This is a genomic window from Paenibacillus alba, from assembly GCF_013204855.1.
Classification (GTDB): domain Bacteria; phylum Bacillota; class Bacilli; order Paenibacillales; family NBRC-103111; genus Paenibacillus_E; species Paenibacillus_E alba.
In genome coordinates this window covers 116,533-135,300 of record NZ_JABMKZ010000013.1, presented here as the reverse complement: position 1 = coordinate 135,300, position 18,768 = coordinate 116,533, and the positions used below count along the sequence as shown (strand labels likewise).

At 45.5% G+C, this 18,768-nt stretch carries 19 protein-coding genes; 8 read left to right on the top strand and 11 right to left on the bottom strand.

The window, feature by feature from the left end; all coding sequences use genetic code 11:
• From HQN90_RS18030 to HQN90_RS17995, 8 genes are all read right to left on the bottom strand, one after another.
• Complete coding sequence (locus HQN90_RS18030; RefSeq protein WP_173221181.1) at nucleotides 1–2,199, bottom strand: tape measure protein; 2,199 nt, start codon at nucleotides 2,197–2,199, stop codon at nucleotides 1–3.
• A 274-nt stretch (nucleotides 2,200–2,473) separates the two neighbouring features.
• Complete coding sequence (locus HQN90_RS18025) at nucleotides 2,474–2,896, bottom strand: phage tail assembly chaperone (protein ID WP_173221179.1); 423 nt, start codon at nucleotides 2,894–2,896, stop codon at nucleotides 2,474–2,476.
• Nucleotides 2,897–2,922: 26 nt separating this feature from the next.
• Complete coding sequence (locus HQN90_RS18020) at nucleotides 2,923–3,381, bottom strand: phage tail tube protein (RefSeq protein ID WP_173221177.1); 459 nt, start codon at nucleotides 3,379–3,381, stop codon at nucleotides 2,923–2,925.
• 1 nt (nucleotide 3,382) lies between these two features.
• A complete protein-coding gene (locus HQN90_RS18015) occupies nucleotides 3,383–4,696 on the bottom strand; it encodes a phage tail sheath family protein (protein ID WP_173221175.1) in 1,314 nt (437 codons plus the stop codon).
• The gene (locus HQN90_RS18010) at nucleotides 4,697–4,885 is read right to left on the bottom strand and encodes a hypothetical protein (protein WP_173221173.1); all 189 of its coding nucleotides are present in this window, start codon (nucleotides 4,883–4,885) and stop codon (nucleotides 4,697–4,699) included.
• Entirely contained in the window at nucleotides 4,882–5,304 is a 423-nt protein-coding gene (locus tag HQN90_RS18005) for a phage tail terminator family protein (RefSeq protein ID WP_173221171.1), read from the bottom strand. Before HQN90_RS18005 ends, HQN90_RS18010 begins: the two co-directional genes overlap by 4 nt.
• A gap of 1 nt (nucleotide 5,305) precedes the next feature.
• Nucleotides 5,306–5,710, bottom strand: a complete 405-nt coding sequence (locus tag HQN90_RS18000; RefSeq protein ID WP_173221170.1) for an HK97 gp10 family phage protein — start codon at nucleotides 5,708–5,710, stop codon at nucleotides 5,306–5,308.
• A gap of 177 nt (nucleotides 5,711–5,887) precedes the next feature.
• Nucleotides 5,888–6,619, bottom strand: coding sequence for a sigma factor-like helix-turn-helix DNA-binding protein (locus HQN90_RS17995; protein WP_173221168.1), 732 nt, complete (start codon nucleotides 6,617–6,619; stop codon nucleotides 5,888–5,890).
• 278 nt (nucleotides 6,620–6,897) lie between these two features.
• On the opposite strand from HQN90_RS17995, the gene HQN90_RS39980 reads away from it, so the two are divergent.
• From HQN90_RS39980 to ppx, 3 genes are all read left to right on the top strand, one after another.
• A complete protein-coding gene (locus HQN90_RS39980; RefSeq protein ID WP_173221166.1) occupies nucleotides 6,898–7,221 on the top strand; it encodes a helix-turn-helix domain-containing protein in 324 nt (107 codons plus the stop codon).
• Nucleotides 7,222–7,224: 3 nt separating this feature from the next.
• Nucleotides 7,225–7,692 (top strand): ImmA/IrrE family metallo-endopeptidase, encoded by a 468-nt coding sequence (locus HQN90_RS17985; protein ID WP_173221164.1) that lies wholly within the window; start codon nucleotides 7,225–7,227, stop codon nucleotides 7,690–7,692.
• Between the two features lie 89 nt (nucleotides 7,693–7,781).
• Entirely contained in the window at nucleotides 7,782–9,317 is a 1,536-nt protein-coding gene (ppx, locus tag HQN90_RS17980; protein ID WP_173221161.1) for an exopolyphosphatase, read from the top strand.
• Here ppx and ppk1 read toward each other — a convergent pair.
• Entirely contained in the window at nucleotides 9,283–11,373 is a 2,091-nt protein-coding gene (gene ppk1, locus HQN90_RS17975) for a polyphosphate kinase 1 (RefSeq protein ID WP_173221295.1), read from the bottom strand. The genes ppx and ppk1 overlap by 35 nt on opposite strands.
• Nucleotides 11,374–11,595: 222 nt before the next feature.
• On the opposite strand from ppk1, the gene ytvI reads away from it, so the two are divergent.
• Nucleotides 11,596–12,732: a sporulation integral membrane protein YtvI gene (gene ytvI, locus HQN90_RS17970; RefSeq protein WP_173221159.1), complete on the top strand. Its 1,137-nt coding sequence runs from the start codon at nucleotides 11,596–11,598 to the stop codon at nucleotides 12,730–12,732.
• Between the two features lie 29 nt (nucleotides 12,733–12,761).
• Here ytvI and HQN90_RS17965 read toward each other — a convergent pair whose 3' ends face one another.
• Entirely contained in the window at nucleotides 12,762–13,157 is a 396-nt protein-coding gene (locus tag HQN90_RS17965) for an FxsA family protein (protein WP_173221157.1), read from the bottom strand.
• 14 nt (nucleotides 13,158–13,171) lie between these two features.
• A complete protein-coding gene (locus HQN90_RS17960) occupies nucleotides 13,172–13,663 on the bottom strand; it encodes an acyl-CoA thioesterase (protein WP_173221155.1) in 492 nt (163 codons plus the stop codon).
• Between the two features lie 159 nt (nucleotides 13,664–13,822).
• On the opposite strand from HQN90_RS17960, the gene HQN90_RS17955 reads away from it, so the two are divergent.
• From HQN90_RS17955 to HQN90_RS17940, 4 genes are read left to right on the top strand one after another with little or no spacing between them, the layout of a single operon-like run.
• On the top strand, nucleotides 13,823–15,367 hold the full coding sequence (locus HQN90_RS17955) for a spore germination protein (RefSeq protein WP_173221153.1): 1,545 nt from the start codon (nucleotides 13,823–13,825) through the stop codon (nucleotides 15,365–15,367).
• The gene (locus tag HQN90_RS17950) at nucleotides 15,364–16,464 is read left to right on the top strand and encodes a GerAB/ArcD/ProY family transporter (RefSeq protein ID WP_173221151.1); all 1,101 of its coding nucleotides are present in this window, start codon (nucleotides 15,364–15,366) and stop codon (nucleotides 16,462–16,464) included. Before HQN90_RS17955 ends, HQN90_RS17950 begins: the two co-directional genes overlap by 4 nt.
• Nucleotides 16,461–17,576, top strand: coding sequence for a Ger(x)C family spore germination protein (locus HQN90_RS17945; protein ID WP_173221149.1), 1,116 nt, complete (start codon nucleotides 16,461–16,463; stop codon nucleotides 17,574–17,576). Before HQN90_RS17950 ends, HQN90_RS17945 begins: the two co-directional genes overlap by 4 nt.
• 36 nt (nucleotides 17,577–17,612) lie before the next feature.
• Nucleotides 17,613–18,740: a Ger(x)C family spore germination protein gene (locus HQN90_RS17940; RefSeq protein WP_173221147.1), complete on the top strand. Its 1,128-nt coding sequence runs from the start codon at nucleotides 17,613–17,615 to the stop codon at nucleotides 18,738–18,740.
• Nucleotides 18,741–18,768 lie beyond the last annotated feature (28 nt).

Below are 18,768 nucleotides of genomic sequence, written 5' to 3'. Positions count from 1 at the left end.
CTAATAGACCCCCTGAGCATGATTAGTCACTTCTACTTCCACGGCTTGGGTGATTCGGCGCAACAACTCATCCGCATCCGTTCCATCATTAATATGGACGTCTCCTACCTCTACCGTAGGCGTGAGCGTAATGAAATTCTTAATGCTTTCACGTTCAGCGACATCACGCATAAGCTTTAAATCCTCACTGGAAATATCAACCGTGTCATTGATGGCGCCAACTTCTTTGACTTTGCCTAGTGTGCTGTTGGTCATGTCCCCATTCTTATTCCCCATCAAATCAGAAAAACTGCTGAAACTGCCTAATGAATCGACAAGTCCCGAACCTGCTTTGTAGCCGTAATCAAACTCGTTTTTCAGGTTTTTCAGACCCATTCTTGGAGCCTTCGCTGTTACTTTATTACTAACAGGTTCCTCCATCGTGCTCAGTACGTTCTTTAGACCATCACTAACGGCATGAACGTTCGATTCATCAAACAGTTTTGCCTGTTTAAAATCAGTACCAAAAATCCCGTTTACTTTATCCACCAGCCAATTAAATCCTTCTAAAGCTTTATTAATGGCATGTAAAATATTTTTCATAAAACTGCCCGCAAAATCCTCACCGGTTTGCATCATATTTAGCATGTAACTGCCATAAGTCATTGCCAAATCGTAAATCAAACGCTCCATAGCATACGTAGGCTCAACAAAGAGGTTGATTAAAAAATCCGACAAACTGGAAAAAATATTCCAAATTAATGCAACCGAATTCCAAACACTGCCTACCAGATACATAAAAGCGCCCGCCATAAATCCTATAACTTGGTTAGCGGATACTCCGCATTGCTGCAGAACGAAGATGATGAGGGCAATAGCTGCCACAACAAGCAAGATAGGCCAGTTCGCAACAAGCCACGCTGCTCCCATTGCGAGAATAGAGCCAACCAATTCTCCTGCGATTACCACAGCCAGTGCCAACAAGCCTGCTCGAATGATTGGCCAATGATCTTGAATGAACCCAAAGAACGATTGAGCCACAGTCAAAATTATGGAGAAGGCATTCGCTGCAACCGAAATCCCTGATGTTACGGCTTGAAATAATGTATCCCCTGCAGGGGAATTGAGCAGCGTACTTACTCTTTCAATAATCGGACCAAACGATTGCAGCGCATGATTTTTCAGTAGAGTGAATACATCACCGAACGTTTTTGGCACTTTTTGAAATCGACTATTAATATCATCTGCTGCTTTGAAAAGCGCGCCTTTGATCACATTGGACGTGATTTTCCCTTCTTCCGCCATTTTCTTCAAATCCACCGTTGATTTACCGACAAATTTGGCTACAGCGCTCGCCAGCACCGGCGCACTCTCCATCATCGCCAGCATATCCTCCCCTCCCACTTTGCCGGAGGACATCGCTTTTGTTGCTTGAGACATACCTGTTTGTTGTTCTTCCGAGGAAGCGCCGCCGATTTTCAAAGATTTCTGCATGAGCTCGGCGAACGATACCATTTCTTTGCTGCTGCCAAAGGAGCCGCCTGCGGTCTGCCCTAATTTAATGACATTGCCTGCCATCGTTCCATAATCGCCACGGGATCGATTCGCCGCTGCAAAGATACTATTCTGCAGTTCCTGCGGTGATTGTTTCCCATCATTAGCGAGTTTGATTTTGGCCTGCGTGGACATATATTCATCACTAATTTGGATGGCTTTACCCACTGGAATAGAGCGAAGGCCCGATACAATGCCTGAAAGACTGCTTAACAAACCGCCTGAACTGCTTGCCCCCTTCTGAGATCCATTGTTTATCTTATCTTGAAGATTCAGAATTTGCTGCTCCAATTGGGCAATACGCTGCAAAGCAGTTTGCAACTGCTGCCCGTTTGAGGCACCTTCCGTAGTAAACCTCTTCGCTGCCGCAATAAACTTGAGCAGCAGCCTTTGAAGGTTCGTAAACATCACGGTTAAAGAAGCTGGCAATTCAAGCTGTATGCGAGCGATAATATGCCCGATTTGGCTTTGTATATTTGTACGGAGAGCGGCGACTTGTGTCATGATTTGGGCCGAGTTCAGAACAATATGAAGATTTATATTTCCCTGAACTGCTGACTTTAGCTGGTTAGCGAGAAGAATGGTTCCTTGCATTTTTTGCTGCGCCTGGGTTAATGTACCCGAGAATTGGTCAAACAATTTAAGACTGGCTCCGATTGTTGCCATGGCTGTCCTCCTTTCCAAAACCGAAAACGTCCCAAGATTGGGACGCTTCGATATGTCGATGCACATTGAATGAGCTATTAGGCTCGTTTCTTCGCTGCATCGGATTCTTTTTTAGAATAAAGCTGTATGGATGCAAATATGAATGCCCTCTCATGTATCGGAAGATCCATGATTTCATGAGGAAGCTTGCGCAACTTAAAAAGAGCGTAATAGAGGAGAACAGCTGTAGAATCGGGATCACGTATGTCCCCGTTCTCATCCCGGCCTCCCTCTATTAGTTTTTTGCTTCTTCCACCAATTCATTAATATCCTTATCAAATCCGTTAATTTCCTGGACTTTAAGAATGAGATTAGCGTACTCGCCAGCCAATAACATTTTCCGAATAAGCGTCTCAGCTCCTAGAACGCCATAGGATTTCTGCAATTCCGCATCTTTTAGGTTAGGGAATGACACGCTGGCCACGGCCATTCGGGATAAATACTCGGTTTGGTCGATTTCCGTAACCTGCTGTCCCCCCTTGCCTTTGCTCCGTTTTGTTGCTGCTTTGCGAATCGCGTCATTCTCTTCTTCCGTTATGGAGCGAAGAACCCAAGCAACCGGCTTGCCGTCTTTGCCTTTAAATCTTTCGGAAACAATGACATCTTCCGTTGTTTCTGTGGATACATTCCCTGCTAAGAAAGCACTGATATCACTCATGAGACAATCCTCCTGTGGCTGCTGGCCTATTGTGGTTTAGTAAACTGCGTAGTCATATCCCAATCATCGAATGTAAAGCTTACTTCTTCCTCCAACGCCTCTGATTCCACATCGAATGAAGCGACGGTCAACTCATCCAAATTGACATTTTTAATAACTGTCGTTTGATTGCCAACGGAGGAGCTTGGATCATTGTTGACAACTTGAATATCAAAGTAATTATCAATGCCGTTCTTTGTGTAATTTAACATCAAATTACGAAACGCGGAGGTCACATAATAAATGGTCATCGTCCCTGTGCCTGTGAAACCATTGGCCTTGTTTTGCGTTCCAAGCTTGCCTAAGGTCTTGATTTCCTTTTTATTCTTTTTAACTTTTGCTTCAAATTTCTTAGCGTAGAACATTTCCTCCACTTGACCATTAATCGTTGCGTAAGCCTTAGCGGATTGTCCAGAAATCGTATCTTTGGCATGTAGAAAGCTCATTCTAGTTCACCTTCACTTTCGTGTAAATTTTCTCAACAGCGTCCACGGGTTGAACAGCAACTTCCGAGTATACGCTGTCTGGCAGGTCACCCTGCGTAATGCTAATGTCCGTTTGAGAACTGAAATGTTGAATGGCGCCAATCGATTGCAACGATTCCAGATATTTGACATATTCATTTCGGAGTAAATTTCGACCGTCGGGATTATTATCGATCTTCCCAACATAGAAGGATTCGAACGTAGCTTTCAAATCATTATTGATAGCATCCAGAACACGAATGACACGATTTTTGGCAAAAGGTCGTCCTTTGGCTGTCGTAAAGCTCGTCAACGAATTGATATCCTGTTCAACGAGCGCTCTGCCCTGATTCTGTGTGAACACGAATTCTCCCGCTTTTAATGCCGCTTCAATCTGGCTATTGGTATAGCGCGGATTCGCATCAACGGCATCCTCATAAGCCTGATAGGTCAACGTTTCATTCACCCCGGCTGCAGCCGTTGCTGCGGCAACCCATGCGGTAGCTGAAACAGCATCTAATACCGTTCCACTAGAAAGCACAACACCATTCTTGACGCTGATGACACCTTCATAATTGGCTGATGGATAGTTTTCCAGGACAGCTTGAATTTTCTTCCCTTCGTCATCACGGAGGCGCTTGGTGAATGCCGCATAAAGGGATTTAAGTAACGGATCCGAGCTCGGAAGAGCAACCGTCTCGAAGTCAAACACCTCAATCGCGCTTAAGTAGTCAGAATGGTCAGCATTCAGCACCGTACCATCCGCACCATTGGTAAGAGCGGCTCCTGCTGATGCCGTTAATGTTCCAGTTCCACTCCAATCCAACCAGGCATTCGGAACCAGGCCGGCAATATCGGCAACAACTTGATTATCCACCTCATCTGCGCCAAGCAGTGTTTTTACATCGAACTTGGCTGGATCATCTACATTCGTCTGAACCAAGATTTTCAAATCATTGCCTCTCACACCGCCATATTTAGCTGTTGCCGTTAGACTGCCCACTGTTGCCGCAGCCTTGGTCCCAGCATTCAAGCGATACAGCAGAAGCGTGCCCGCACGTTTCAGCGCTTCGCGAATGAGCAGCAGTTTCGCATCTGTGAGATCGTAGCCAAGCAGCGTCTTCACGTTATCTCCCGCATGAATCGTAAGAACTTGCTTTGCCGCTCCCCAACTCAATTTAAGCGCCATCGTCGTAACGCCTCTTTCTCCTAACGAACCTTGCGTAGCATTACTGGCAAAATTGAAATATGCACCTGGACGAACTTTATTTTGTACTGTATAGGTTCCACCCGCCATTTATTGCACCGTCCCCTCTAGAAATGTATGAATGATTTGTACGACTTCTTTCTCTGTGTACCTTTTACCATCATCAATCAATGCTTGCAGCATATCTTTTTGAATTCCGCTAAATTTGTGAGATGCAAGAAACTGCTCTTTCGTATAAAACGGTTCCTGTACCTCGGATTTTTGCTCGTTTTTACTCATGTACGAACCTCCTGGTCCAAATTTTTCATTTTGGGCTCTATTGGCTTTTCTTCAACTAGCGTCACTTGAAAATCCAGGCTGAAATGAAGGACTTCATCAACGACTTCACAGCTCAAATTTCGAGCTCGAATCGGACCATTCACATCGATGATCCCCATAGCTGCATAAAGCCGTTCCCCCATACGCCTGCAATCTTCTTTTTTCGCAACACTTTCAGGTTTAGGATAAAACGCAATGTGATAAAGTAATGATCGCGTATATCTCCTGTTCAACCCCTTAACCTGCCCACTGGAGATCAACTGGATGAAGAAGGCAGACTCAAGCGGTCGCGGCACAATTTGCTCGGTGTACACGGGCAAATCAGGCTCCAACTCTTTCAACTTTGTGACAATTCCACTTTCGATATCAGCCTCAATCATGCTACCACCTCAAATGCTTCCTCATGAACTCCTCCAACCTTCTTTCGAGGATAGAAGGCATTTCATGCTCCAATTCTTGGATAGAGATTTTGAGCATAAATCGCCCCTCCACTCGTCGTGTATGATTCTCTGCCCAGTATCCGTATTCCACATCACTCGCATATTCCGTCGGATTCATAATTTCAATCTGAACGCCTGTTGAAGTAGAAACGACCGGACCAAGCTTCCAGCTGCGCCGCAACAAACCCGAACTTACGGGTGTTTTGGCAACTGCTTTGTCAAGGAGTTGCCCAGCCAACTCCTTGATGCATGCTTCCAGGAAGGCTGGAGCCTTCTCAGTCAGCTTGTCCAATTTTTTTTGGAAGTTCTTCAGATCCTCAAATTCGAAATTACCAAGTCGGCTCATGCACAGCTCACTCGCTCTACCATCATTTCCTGCTGAATATCCCAAATCTTATCAATCATTCCTACACCCCCTCTGCTCTTTAACCCAGTTTAAAGCCATATGGCAGGGCGCCTCGCCTAATAGCGAACTAGTGTTCTCATATATACGTGGCAATCGGGGGACAAGCCACTTTTTCTTTTATAAAAGCTGGTTTTCTATGGCGAATTTCTTTTGCGCCCGGGCCAAATAAACTTTCACACTGTCCTTCGTTACGCCTAGCAGATCGGCAATGTAGCTTCTGGAAAATCCTTCACCATAAGCCATCATGTAGCACGCACGCTCCCTTTCAGACAGCAAGTCCATCGCCTTGTCAAGCTGCTCTCTTTGAGCATCGCCGATAGCTGAAGCGTACATGTCATCGGCTGAGATATTCATAGTCTGAAGCAGATGAGGATCTACAAGCTTCATTCGCTGATAAGCCGATCTGCGTTCAATCCCTCTTTTATTCCCTGGTCTTCTCGCTGTGTCCATCCATTCGATGGCATAATCCACATCCGATATCATCTCATTAATCATTTTTTTGCAAGCCTGATTGCCGGTCTTGTCCGCTTTCCTTTTCGCGTTAAGCAATACTTGATGGGTCTCCCCATAAGAATGTTTAAGATCATGAATACTCGCTAACCAAGGCGTCCTATTCTCATCCTCAATTAAACATTTCATAATCTGATCTCTTGTTTCTAGAAATTGCTGTACAAGTTCTTTATCCGGCTGTTTTAAAATGGCTTCCTCGCTCTCCGCGCCGTATAGCTGGCACAAAGCAAGTACAGCAGTTTCCGCTTGCTCCCGCGTAGGTTTCTTGCATGGAGTCAAAGCAAAAAAGTTATTTAATGTGGCAAAGGCTTGAAAACCCTCCATTTGTTGATTCATCATTATCCTCCTTTCAAATCATAGAACGTATGTTCGTTTTCAAAGCAAACGATGGCCTGTGATAATCTCCTCACGAGGATTTCTTTCATCTTCCTCCTTTGATACATGCAAATGCGTTCAGGGTTATCGCAATATTAAACGCTATTGCGTTCATAGTCAAGTTATTATAAAAATTGTGAACGCATTATCGTTTATCCTTATCTTTACATTGCGATTCCGATAAGGTACGATATTCCATATATACGGAAAAGCGTTTATTCCATTCATTTGAGAGGTGCCCGGTGGATAAAAAAGCTGAAATTTTGTCTGCATTAATTGATAAGCGAGGCAGCAGAAGAGCTTTTGCTGAAGAAATAGGTATCCCCCCCACAACCCTCCAGTCGATGTTGAGCCGCGGTGTCGGCAGGGCTTCCATCGATAACGTCATCAAAGTTTGCCGCGCGCTGGATATCACCGTTGAAGAGTTGGTGATTATGGCCGAAAAGCAGCAGCTTGAGACGATTGCCGCTCACCATGAAGGGGAGAATTGGACAGACGAAGAGTTGGAGGAGCTTGAACGGTTCAAAGCCTTTGTGCGCTCCAAACGCCAACAGCAGGGAGAATAGCTTATGCTGTATGAAAAGCTGCTCAAAGAGGCAGCTCATTTATCCATCGATGTCTCTGAGCAGAATCTATTGCCAACCACACATGGCCTTTATGCAGACAACACGATTTGGATTAACAAGAGCTTATCTACTCACATTGAAAAGCGCTGCATACTCGCCGAGGAACTAGGACATTATCACACTAGCTCAGGTGATATAACAGATCAGTCTGACGTACGCAACAGAAAGCAAGAACTTCTTGCAAGACAGTGGGCTCACCATAAACTGATACCGCTGGAACGCATCGTTGACGCCCACAAGGCGCGAGCCAAGGGACGTTACGAAATTGCAGAATTTCTTGGGGTGACTGAAGCGTTTCTGCAAGCTGCTATTGACAGGTATTTAGAAAAATATGGCTTATACGTCGTTTTAAATGAACAATATGCCATTAAATTAGATCCGCTAGGCGTAGTCGAGATTTTTCAGCCTTGATCCCCGACCAAGAATTTGTCGAGAAGGATGCAGATTGATACAATGTAGGCAAAGAACCAGTGATTTTTCTCGGACAAAGGAGCAAATACATGAGCAGCGGCACAAGTATCGGCATCATTGATATCGGATCGAACTCGATTCGGCTCGTCATTTACGAAATCAACGCCCAAGGGGCCTACCGTGTTGTAAGTGAACACAAGGACTCAGCAAGACTTAGTGAGCGCATCGGTTACGATGGCATTTTACATAGCAAGGATATCGTATCTATCGTTCCTATACTTTCCCATTACGCGCTGCTGTGCCGAGTTCAAGAGGTGCAAACGATTAGAGCCGTGGCGACAGCAGCCATTCGCAACGCGGCGAACTCGGCCGAGATCGTGCGGATTCTCGAAGAGCAAACCGGACTTCACATTGAAGTATTGAGCGGTACAGAAGAAGCACGCTATGGTTATTTAGGGGTAATTAACTCCATCGATATTCAAGATGGCATTATTATTGATATTGGCGGCGGAAGCACGGAGGTTACTTTATTTCGAGACCGGAAGCTGAAACATAGCGTTTCCTTTCCGTTCGGTGCTGTGAATACGACTCGTCAATATATGAAAAACGGCAACCTGACCGAACAAGAGATGACTAACATTCGCCAGATGGTGGAAGAGGCGGTTTCGGCTCAGCCGTGGATGAAACACTCTCCCAATTTGCCTATGATTGGCTTGGGCGGAACGATTCGAACATTGGGGAAAATGAGTCAGAAGCGCAACAAGTATTCGCTTCAACTCGCACATAATTACGTATTGAAATCGGGGGAACTTCCGAGTTTTCTTACATTTCTTTCCTCACTGCCGTTAGAGAAAAGAAAAAAAATAGACGGTCTTTCCAAAGAACGTGCCGATATTATGGTCCCTGGTCTGATTATTATGGCTACCATCTATGAAGCGGTGCAATCTTCGGCTTGCATTATTAGCGGCTCCGGTCTGCGCGACGGTCTATTTTATGAAACGTTTGATCCTGAACACCCGATCAAGCATAATGTGCTTGAAGCTAGCATCCATAATATCCTTGCCCTGCATCCCAACGCGGCTGAAAAGCATGTCAGACACATTGATCGCATAGCTATGCAGCTATTCCAAAAGCTGTCTGAGAAGTCCGAACTGGAAGATCGCAACCAACGATACTTGCATACGGCTGCTCTCCTTCATCGGATTGGGGCCAGTGTCCATTATTATCAATATCTCAAACACACGCAGTATATGATTGCCAATACGCGTATCGATGGTCTTAGTCATCGCGAAATTGTGATTTGTTCCCTCATTGCAACCTACAAAACAAAAAGCCGGATCCACCAGCAAGCCCTTGCGCACAAGGACCTTCTGACAGAAACCGACGAAGGATTAATTATTAAACTGGGAACTTTGCTGAAGTTGGCCATAGCCCTTGATTTCAGTGAAACCCAACCTGTTCAAGAACTGCAGCTAACCAGAAGCGAAACGACCTTAACATTGAAACTAATGTGCATTCACAATCCGATCTTGGAGCTAAAGGAACTCGCTTTAGTAAGCAAAGAGTTCGAAAAAGCGTGGGGACTTAAGCTTAAGACTCAAGCCGGAGTTTTTTCCAAGTCGTAATTTTCAAAGCCTCGAACTGGCTCCGATAAGGGGTCAGTTCATTTTTTATGCGACTGTACATGCCGTTTGGCATCAATTCTCTCGCTTTGACATTATCGTTCAGACTGACATTCAGAATTTGAATCATCATTTTCTTCATATCATGATCAAGAACTGGACACATCAACTCGATACGACGAGTCAAATTACGTGTCATCCAATCGGCTGAGGATAAATACACATCAACGAGACCGCCGTTCTCGAAATAGTACATCCGGGAATGCTCCAAGAATCGATCCACAATGCTCCGAACCGTAATATTTTCACTAAGACCCGGCACACCAGGACGCAAGCAGCAAACACCACGAATAATCAGATCGATTTTCACGCCTGCTTGAGACGCCGCGTATAACGCATCGACCATCTCCTGATTGGACAAGGAGTTCATCTTGGCAATAATCCGCGCTGGTCTTCCCGCTCTTGCATGTTCAGCTTCCCGTTCGATGAGCTCGAACAGCTTATCTTTCAGATCCGTCGGCGCGACAGCAAAAGACTGCCAGTCATGCGGCGCTGAATATCCCGTAATCTCATTGAAAAGCGCCGATGCGTCCTCCCCAATGACACTGTTTGAAGTGAATAGACCTACGTCCGTATAGAGCCGAGCCGTACTGTCGTTATAGTTGCCGGTTCCCACATGCACATATCGGCGAAGCGTATGCTCTTCTTGCCGCACAACAAGCGTTATCTTCGCATGTGTTTTCAGTCCGACCAGGCCATACACAACATGACAGCCTGACTTCTCCAGCATTCGTGCCCAAGCGATATTGCGTTCCTCATCGAAACGGGCTTTGAGTTCCACAACGACCGTTACTTGCTTCCCAGACTCCGCGGCTCTGGCTAATGCTTGAATAATCGGCGACTTCCCGCTAGCTCGATACAAGGTCATTTTTATCGCCAAAACGTGAGGATCATATGCAGCATGAACGATGAAATCCGTCACAGCGTCGAACGTTTCGAAAGGGTGATGCACAAGCACATCTTTTTGTTTCAGGACATCAAAGAAATCGACCGTATCTTCAAACTCGACCGGATATTTGGCGTTGATGCGTGGATAGCGAAGATTTTCGAAACCCGTCAACGTGCTGGCCAGCTTCATAAAATAAGTAATATCGAGCGGGCCGTCGATTTCAAAAATCTGCTCTTCGATCTCAAATTCTTCCTGAAGCTGGGTAAGCGCATAGGGATGAATCCCTTCTTGCACCTCCAGCCGCACGGGAGCTCCCCAACGTCTGCGTCTAAGCTCCTTCTCGATCTCTTCCAGCAGATCCTCCGCACCTTCTTCATTAAGCGTTAAATCAGCATTGCGAGTCACTCGGAACCCATGCACAGAAATCGGAATATAGCCGCTGAATAAGGACTGAATATGATGTTCCATTAATTCTTCAAGCAAAATAAATTCTTGCTTTTTACTATTGGGTCTTGTGGGTACAGATATGTAACGAGATAAATTACTAGGTACTTGAACGATGGCGAAATAAGGCTCTTCATCCGGATCGTCGCCTTCGCGCACCAAAAGAACGGCTAAATAGACCGAATGATTATGGACAAGTGGAAATGGTCGGCTTTGATCGACCGCCATCGGTGTTAAGACAGGGAAAATAATATCATGATAATAAGCATCCATGGCTTTCTTCTGGCTCATATTCAGATCTTCGTATTCCGTAAACACAATGCCTTCTTTGGTCAACAGGCGCGTTACTTCCCGATACGTTTTGTACTGTTCAGTCACCATTTTGGCGGTGCGTTTCATTATGCGTTTAATTAGACCTGCCGGCGTGTAGCCTGTGAAATCTTTTTTGGTATAACCCGCCTTAATTTGATCTTTGAGCCCCGCAACACGAACACTCATGAACTCATCGAGATTGCTAGAAACGATCGCCAGAAATTTCATCCGTTCAAGCAGCGGAGTACTCGCATCCTGCGCTTCCTCCAGAACTCGCCAATTGAACTCAATCCAGCTCAAATCTCGGTTCAAGTACTTGGTCGAAATTTCTTTGACTTCTTTGATCTCTTTCATTTCTTTCAGATCGGGTTCTCGTGCAATACTCATAAAGCCTCCAGTTATGGTTATGGGATCTATTTTGCTATAGGTATATCTACATTGTACTATGTGTCTTGTACACCGACAATGCAGAACCCCCTCTTCTACTTTATTAAGATTTTGTAAATGAATGATCGTTTCCGTATTTATCCAACTTCATGTTACAATAAAAAGACTAGAATCAAGGAGAGAACAACCATGGGAATCTTGAATCCACGCTTAGTTCATCAGATTTTCAGAGGTATTTGGGTGGCATTAATTATCGTGCTCATCAGTTTGGCATTTTACTATGTCATTCCGCTCATTTATCCTTTTATTTTTGGCTGGGTGCTGGCCCTAATGCTTAACCCTGTTGTGAACTTTTTTCAATTTAAATTAAAATTTCCCCGCTGGCTCGCCGTCTCTTTTTCCATGCTGCTTTTTATAAGCGCAATGGTCGCAGCCGTCACTTTGCTCGTCGCCAATATTGTCGTAGAGCTTGGATCACTGGCCGATACCCTGCAGATACAAATTAATCTTTGGGTGGAGCAGTTCAATGTATTCATTAATTCAACAGCGTTCCAAGATTGGATCGAACGCATCAACGAGTTTTTCGAAAATAATCCGAAATACCAAGAAACCGTAAACAAGAATTTGACTTCCACCGCTGGCTCGATTGCCGACGTCAGTAAGTACATTATTGGCTACGTTTTTGATACGTTAAGAAGATTCCTAACCTCGCTTCCGAATATCGCAACCATTACGATTATTGTCATGCTGGCTACCTTCTTCATCAGTAAAGATTGGTATCAGCTGATCAAGCGCTACAAAGGCATCTTCTCAGATGTGATTGTCAAGACTACGCAATTGATTCGGACTGATTTGCAAAAAGCTTTATTTGGCTATATGCGCGCCCAGCTGATTCTCGTCTCCCTAACCGCTTTGGTTGTCATTATCGGCTTGTTAGTCCTTCGTGTTGATTATGCAATCACCATCGGCTTGCTAACAGGCTTGGCAGACTTAATGCCTTATTTGGGAACAGGCGCTGTCATGGTGCCATGGATCTTATATGTATTTTTTGCGCAAGGAAACTTCTATCTGGGGATTGGTCTCAGCGTGCTGTACGGAGCCATCGTTATTGCCAGGCAAATTATGGAGCCCAAGGTGCTTGCCTCCTCGGTCGGCTTAGATCCACTTGCCACTCTGATCGCTATGTTTGTTGGACTGAAGCTTTTCGGACTGCTTGGACTCATCATTGGCCCAGTGACACTTATCCTGATTTCAGCCTTCTATCGCGCCCGAATCTTTCATGATATCGCGGCCTACATACATAAAGGCTCGACTCCTCCTGAATAGGCGGACATCGAGCCTTTTTATTTTGGCGATTATCGGCGGTTAATAAAACGCATTCGGCCTCTGCCGATTTGCTTCTGAATGATGGCGAGCAGCATGACCTTAAAAATAGGTCGGGTATACGGGAAAACGAGCAGGAATCCGAAGATATCCGTAATAAAGCCTGGCGTAATCAACAAAATGCCACCGATGAATATACAAATGCCATCCAGCAGATGCTGTGCAGGCAATTGGCCTTGCGACCATTCAAACTTGGCATATTCCAACACTTTGCGTCCTTCTCTTTTGGCAAAATAGACACCTAGAAAGCCGCTTAACAGGATAAGCGCAAAAGTCGTCCAACCGCCGATATAATGACCCAGCGTGATAAGCAGTGTGATTTCTATGGCAGGTACAAGTATAAAAATAGCAATCATAATCCGTAACATGCGTTCAGCCCCTTTTAAGAATACTGGGAAAGCAGCTGCCATAATTCTGGCGCTTCCTTCTCTATACGTACTGGCTTCCAAGAAGGATTCACCCAAACGTGTTTGGTTGTTCCAGTTACAAGCAATTCCCCCATCGCTTCTGTTGTAAAACCAGAAAAACCAGCTGAAGAAGATGTCGCCAATTCCTCATCTTGCAACTCCTCTTGCACTTTGCGTACTTCGTATGCAAATTGAAGCCGGACACTGCTCATTTCAATCACCCGTGTATATACACTGACCAGATCATCGTAGCGTGCCGGCTTTTTGAACTTAACCTCTGCTTCAACAACGGGCAGCAAAAGCCCTTTGTCCTCGATTTTGCGATAAGGATAGCCTAGCCCCCGAATGAGCTCTGTTCGTCCAATTTCAAACCATGTCAAGTAGTTCGCATGATACACAACGCCCATTTGATCGGTCTCTGCATATCGCACACGAACTTGGGTGTGATGCCACTTCTCCTGAGTCATGTAAGCTGCAAACCTCCAGTGATAAACGTGTTATGTCATTATTATAGCACAGCGTACCCCATTATCAGTCTTCCCCCCGATATGGCAAAACATTTGAATAATTTTACCAAAATCGAACAACATATACAAAAACACCGTACAGAACGGAGTTATCCACCTATGCGATACTCGAGTTGGTTCTTCAGGAAAAAGTACCGCACGGTTCCACAAGCAAAGCCGCAGCGCCAAACGCCTAACGATTTCTTAGATGCTTCCTTATTTCAAAACTTAACGGCTCTGCAACATATATTCACACAAACTCCTGATCTCATCATAAGGGAGTTTACGATTAAACATACCCAGGAGCCGGCAGCGCTCGTTTATTTGATGGGACTAGTCGATAAAAATTCGATCAACAACAATGTGCTTCGGCCCCTGCAATTTGATGCAGATGTAACCGACGCAGATGGCAGCTTTCGGTTATCCATCGGCCAGATTCTGAGATTTAGCAGCTGGAAGCACATCGAGAATGCTATTCTGCAAGGCCGCAGTGTGCTATTCGTGAACGGACGGTCCGAGGCTTTTGCTCTGGATACACAAGGCTGGCCGCAGCGGGCAATTGAAGACCCTTCCATCGAAGCTTCTCTCAAAGGCGCACACCAAGGGTTCGTGGAAACGGGTACGCAAAACATCGCCTTAATCAGGCGTTATATTTCCAACAGAGAACTGAAAATCAAGGAACTAACCGTTGGGAGCAGGGCAAATACCGTCGTATCTATTCTTTATCTGGGGGACGTTGCACATCCTGAGGTACTTCAGGAATTGGAAGACCGGTTAGGCAGGCTGGATGTCGATACCGTGATCAACACCGGCGAATTAGCCGAACATATCGAGGATAATCCGTATTCCCCTTTCCCGCAATTTATTTTGACAGAAAGGCCCGATGCAGCCGCTTCACAAATCTTGCAAGGAAGATTCGTTGTTGTTCTCGATCGTTCGCCCAGCGTGTTAGTTGGACCTGCTACCTTCACTTCATTTTTCCAAAGCATCGACGACTACAGCACGCGCTGGTCAATTGCTACATTTATACGACTCTTGAGAATGTTTGCTTTTCTCATTGCTACGTTTCTGCCGGCCTTTTATATTGCCGTCATTTCCTACCATTTCGAGATTATTCCAATTAAGCTGCTGCTTACCATCGGGGAGTTCCGAGGACGTGTGCCATTTCCTCCGTTCTTGGAGGCTGTCATTATGGAAATTACACTTGAAATGATGCGGGAAGCAGGCGTACGCTTACCTGCTCCAGTAGGGCAAACCGTTGGAATTGTAGGCGGTATTGTCATTGGACAAGCGATTGTGCAAGCGGGACTCATCAACAATATCATGGTAATTGTCGTGGCTTTCACAGCGATCGCCTCTTTCATCCTGCCCAATTACGATATGGTGGCGGCAATTCGGCTGATCCGCTTCGCCATGATGATTGCGGCGGCGATGTTCGGCTTTGTTGGCATCATCATCGGCATGATGACGATGATTGGGCATTTGATTTCGCTGGAATCGCTGGGGACGCCTTACAGCACACCGCTTGCTCCAATGCGTTTTGCGGATTGGAAAGATGCTTTCGTTCGGCTGCCCATTTGGAAAATGCGCAAGCGGCCTTTGTCCGCAAGGCCGATTCAAATGCAAAGGCAAGGCGATAATCGTCCAGAGGGTGACGCGGAATGAGTGAATTTTCACGGCATAATATCACCAGCCTACAATACATTCTCATCAATTCTGGCTTGCAGGTGAGCGTCTTCTTTTTGGCGCTTCCGCGAATATTAGCGGAGAATGCAGGGACGGACGGATGGATATCGCTGATCATCGGTTGGTTGATTACGATAGCGGCAAGCCTGATCGTCATTAAAATTATGAGCAAGTACCCGGAGGGCACTTTGCTAGATCTGTTAACGAAATATGGAGGCAAGTGGGTCGGGCGTGCTGCGGCTGTATTGCTTCTGCTCTATCTCTTTTATTTCGGGTACAGCTGTCTCATCCGAACAGCGCTGATTACAAAGGAATGGCTTTTGCCGCAAACGTCAGCTTATATGATTATCCTGCTTCTGCTGATTCCTACCTATATCGTCTCTACTTCGGGAATTCGAATCATAGGGAGATACGCGGAGCTTGTAACCCTTCTCTCGTTGTGGATTCCACTCATCTATTTACTCCCGCTGAAGGAATCGCACTGGCTTCATTTACTTCCCTTGGCGGGGGAAGGCTGGAAGCCTATTGGCGCTGGTGTTCCATACTCGCTTTATTGTTTTCTGGGCTTCGTAACCACATTTATTTTGTATCCTTTTTTACAAAATAAGCGGCAAGCTTCGATGGCTATGACGCTCTCCAATACGCTTACGCTGCTCGCTCACCTATTCGTAACCATCGTCTGCTATGTATATTTCAGTCCGGAAGAAATTCAATTCTACAACGAGCCAGCCATCAATGTTTTGAAAATTATAGAATTCAAATTCATAGAAAGGATTGAAGTCATCTTTATCGCTTTCTACCTATTGATATTCTCTCTTGGATGGATTCCCACTCTGTATCTATGCTCCTATTGCACCAATTGGCTGAGAGGGACGAAATCTGAACGCAACCACGTACGTGTCCTTTGTCTTTTACTTGCCGTAGGATCGTTCTTCTTCATACCCTCTTTACATCAAAATGAAAGGATGGAACGTTTCTTCCTTCGGGCAGGTATCCTCATCGAATACATCATTCCGATATGTCTTCTGATGTGGATCTTCCTGCAGAATCGGCTGCTCCAGAGGAAAAAAGTATGAAACGTTGGCTCAATCTGCTGATTGTCGTCTCCATGGTCGCTCTCTTATCAGGCTGCAGTGATCGCCTTGATCTCGAAGATGCCTCATTTCCGCTATTGGTGGGCTATGATCTCGATAATAAGAACAAGCTGCTTACTTATGTGTCGGTTCCCGAATTCAGCAAAGATGCGAAGAAGAAAACGCATGAGCTGGGTATTACCGCACAGACGATCCGAGAGTCAAGGCAACAAACCGATGCTTACTGGCCTACTCTCTTTCAAGCCAGAAAGCTGCTTGTACTCCTTGTCAGTAAACGACTTCTTGAGCATCCTGACTGGCAACGAATCCTGGATGTTTTCTCCCGAGATGCGAAGAATCCTATCACTTGCCGGATGATTATGTATGATGGGCCGCTCTCGGACGTCGTTTTTTCGAATCAAAAGGATCAGCCCTTCCTCCCCTTGCTCCTTCGAGGTATGGTCGATACGAAAAGCGGGAGATCAGAAACCGTAAAAACAACTTTTCAAGATATGCATCGACTGCGTTTGGAAAATGGGAGGACTCCCTACATGGCTGAAATTCGCCTAGATCGTGAAATTAAATTAAGCGGGACGGCCTTACTGGATCATCAGGGACGTTATGTCGATTCGCTCAATGCGCAAGAGACGATTCTACTGCAAATCTTGCAAAATAAAGCCAAAAATGCAGTCAGCCTAACGCTCGCCATTCCGGGACAACGCAAAAGGGGGCCGCTCAATACAGATAAATTAAGCTTTAGCACGAATAAAACAAAAACCAAAATCAAAACTTCTTTTCAGCAGGATACTTTTCAGTTCGATTTGGCTGTACACCTGTCTGTTGCATTGACGGAACGGCTCTTTCCTTACGATATGGACAATAAAACCACCGAGCTGGAGAAGGCGATAGCAGAACAGTTAAAAAAGCAATTCGAGCAGCTTATCCATAAAATCCAATCCAAACGTATTGATCCGATAGGTTTAGGAATTCATGCGCAAGCATTCACTTATAAGCCATATAAAAAAGTCGAGGAACACTGGGGGCAAACATTGTCACAGGCAAACATCAACGTCTCTGTCAAGGTGAATATGGAAGAGATGGGGACCATCAAGTGAGTTCGAAGGACGAGTGAAACGGAGGTTACCCCTTTAATGAAACGGCTGCTTACCATCCTGATTTTTGCTTGTTTATCAACTATTTTACCCGGTTGTGCCGATCGGCTGGATATGGAAGACGCTTCGATCCCTCTGACACTTGGCCTGGATCTTGGAGCAGACAATGAGCCGATCATGTACTCGACATTTCCTGTTTTCAACAAAAGCGCCAAGAAGAAAACGCAGGAAACGTACGCGCGCGCACAGACAATGCGCCAGTCCAGAGCTGAGCAAGATGCTCATTCAGCAGGTGTTTTCTCCGGCAGGAACTATCAAGTATTCCTCGTCAGCAAACGGATGGTTCAGCACGAGGATTGGTTTCAGATGATGGATGTCATTTTCCGTGACTCCAAGAATACCGTATCTGACCGCGTCATTATGTTCGACGGACCGCTGGATGAGATCATCTATCTGAATCCTAAAGATCAGCCGCTGCTGCCTATTCTGCTGCGCAGCATGGTGGATACCAAAAGCAGCAAATCAGAAACAGTCAATACCAATCTTCAGGAGCTGCATCGGCAAATTTATGAGCTGGGCTTGACACCTGCCATCTCCGAAGTTGGTTTGGACTCCAAGAAGAAAATTAGGCTTAATGGGACGGCTCTCCTCAATCACAAAGGTAAATATGTCGCTTCCCTGAATGCGGAAGAAACGGTGCTCCTGCGCATTTTACAAAACAAAGTAAAAAAATCGGCCAGCATTACGCTTTCCATTCCCGGAAAAGCCAAGCACAGTCCGTTCGAAACCGATAAAGTGACCTTCTCCACCGATCAAACGAGAACAAGAACAAAAACAATAACCTCTACCAACGCAGGCAAATTCCGCTTCGATATTGATATCAAAATGAAAATAAGTCTTTACGAAATGCTTTTTCCCCACGATATCGAAAACAATTCTACGGAGCTCGAACAGAAGATTAGCGAGCAAATGAAGAAGCAATTCGAGAGCCTCATCAAGAAAATTCAGCAGCAAGCGATTGATCCAATCGGGCTTGGGCTGCATGCAAGAGCATTTGAATATGACGAATATAAGGCAGTCAAGAAGGATTGGGGCAAAGCCCTAGCTAACGCTGACATTCGGGTTACGATCAAAACGACGATCGACGCAATGGGACCTATCAAATAAGGCAGCTGCCAGTTGGACATGAAAGGGA

Coding starts and splice junctions, on each gene's coding strand:
- HQN90_RS18030 (WP_173221181.1), bottom strand. CDS start 2,199: ATGGCAACAATCGGAGCCAGTCTTAAATTGTTTGACCAATTCTCGGGT.
- HQN90_RS18025 (WP_173221179.1), bottom strand. CDS start 2,896: ATGAGTGATATCAGTGCTTTCTTAGCAGGGAATGTATCCACAGAAACA.
- HQN90_RS18020 (WP_173221177.1), bottom strand. CDS start 3,381: ATGAGCTTTCTACATGCCAAAGATACGATTTCTGGACAATCCGCTAAG.
- HQN90_RS18015 (WP_173221175.1), bottom strand. CDS start 4,696: ATGGCGGGTGGAACCTATACAGTACAAAATAAAGTTCGTCCAGGTGCA.
- HQN90_RS18010 (WP_173221173.1), bottom strand. CDS start 4,885: ATGAGTAAAAACGAGCAAAAATCCGAGGTACAGGAACCGTTTTATACG.
- HQN90_RS18005 (WP_173221171.1), bottom strand. CDS start 5,304: ATGATTGAGGCTGATATCGAAAGTGGAATTGTCACAAAGTTGAAAGAG.
- HQN90_RS18000 (WP_173221170.1), bottom strand. CDS start 5,710: ATGAGCCGACTTGGTAATTTCGAATTTGAGGATCTGAAGAACTTCCAA.
- HQN90_RS17995 (WP_173221168.1), bottom strand. CDS start 6,619: ATGATGAATCAACAAATGGAGGGTTTTCAAGCCTTTGCCACATTAAAT.
- HQN90_RS17985 (WP_173221164.1), top strand. CDS start 7,225: ATGCTGTATGAAAAGCTGCTCAAAGAGGCAGCTCATTTATCCATCGAT.
- ppx (WP_173221161.1), top strand. CDS start 7,782: ATGAGCAGCGGCACAAGTATCGGCATCATTGATATCGGATCGAACTCG.
- ppk1 (WP_173221295.1), bottom strand. CDS start 11,373: ATGAAAGAGATCAAAGAAGTCAAAGAAATTTCGACCAAGTACTTGAAC.
- ytvI (WP_173221159.1), top strand. CDS start 11,596: ATGGGAATCTTGAATCCACGCTTAGTTCATCAGATTTTCAGAGGTATT.
- HQN90_RS17965 (WP_173221157.1), bottom strand. CDS start 13,157: ATGTTACGGATTATGATTGCTATTTTTATACTTGTACCTGCCATAGAA.
- HQN90_RS17960 (WP_173221155.1), bottom strand. CDS start 13,663: ATGACTCAGGAGAAGTGGCATCACACCCAAGTTCGTGTGCGATATGCA.
- HQN90_RS17955 (WP_173221153.1), top strand. CDS start 13,823: ATGCGATACTCGAGTTGGTTCTTCAGGAAAAAGTACCGCACGGTTCCA.
- HQN90_RS17950 (WP_173221151.1), top strand. CDS start 15,364: ATGAGTGAATTTTCACGGCATAATATCACCAGCCTACAATACATTCTC.
- HQN90_RS17945 (WP_173221149.1), top strand. CDS start 16,461: ATGAAACGTTGGCTCAATCTGCTGATTGTCGTCTCCATGGTCGCTCTC.
- HQN90_RS17940 (WP_173221147.1), top strand. CDS start 17,613: ATGAAACGGCTGCTTACCATCCTGATTTTTGCTTGTTTATCAACTATT.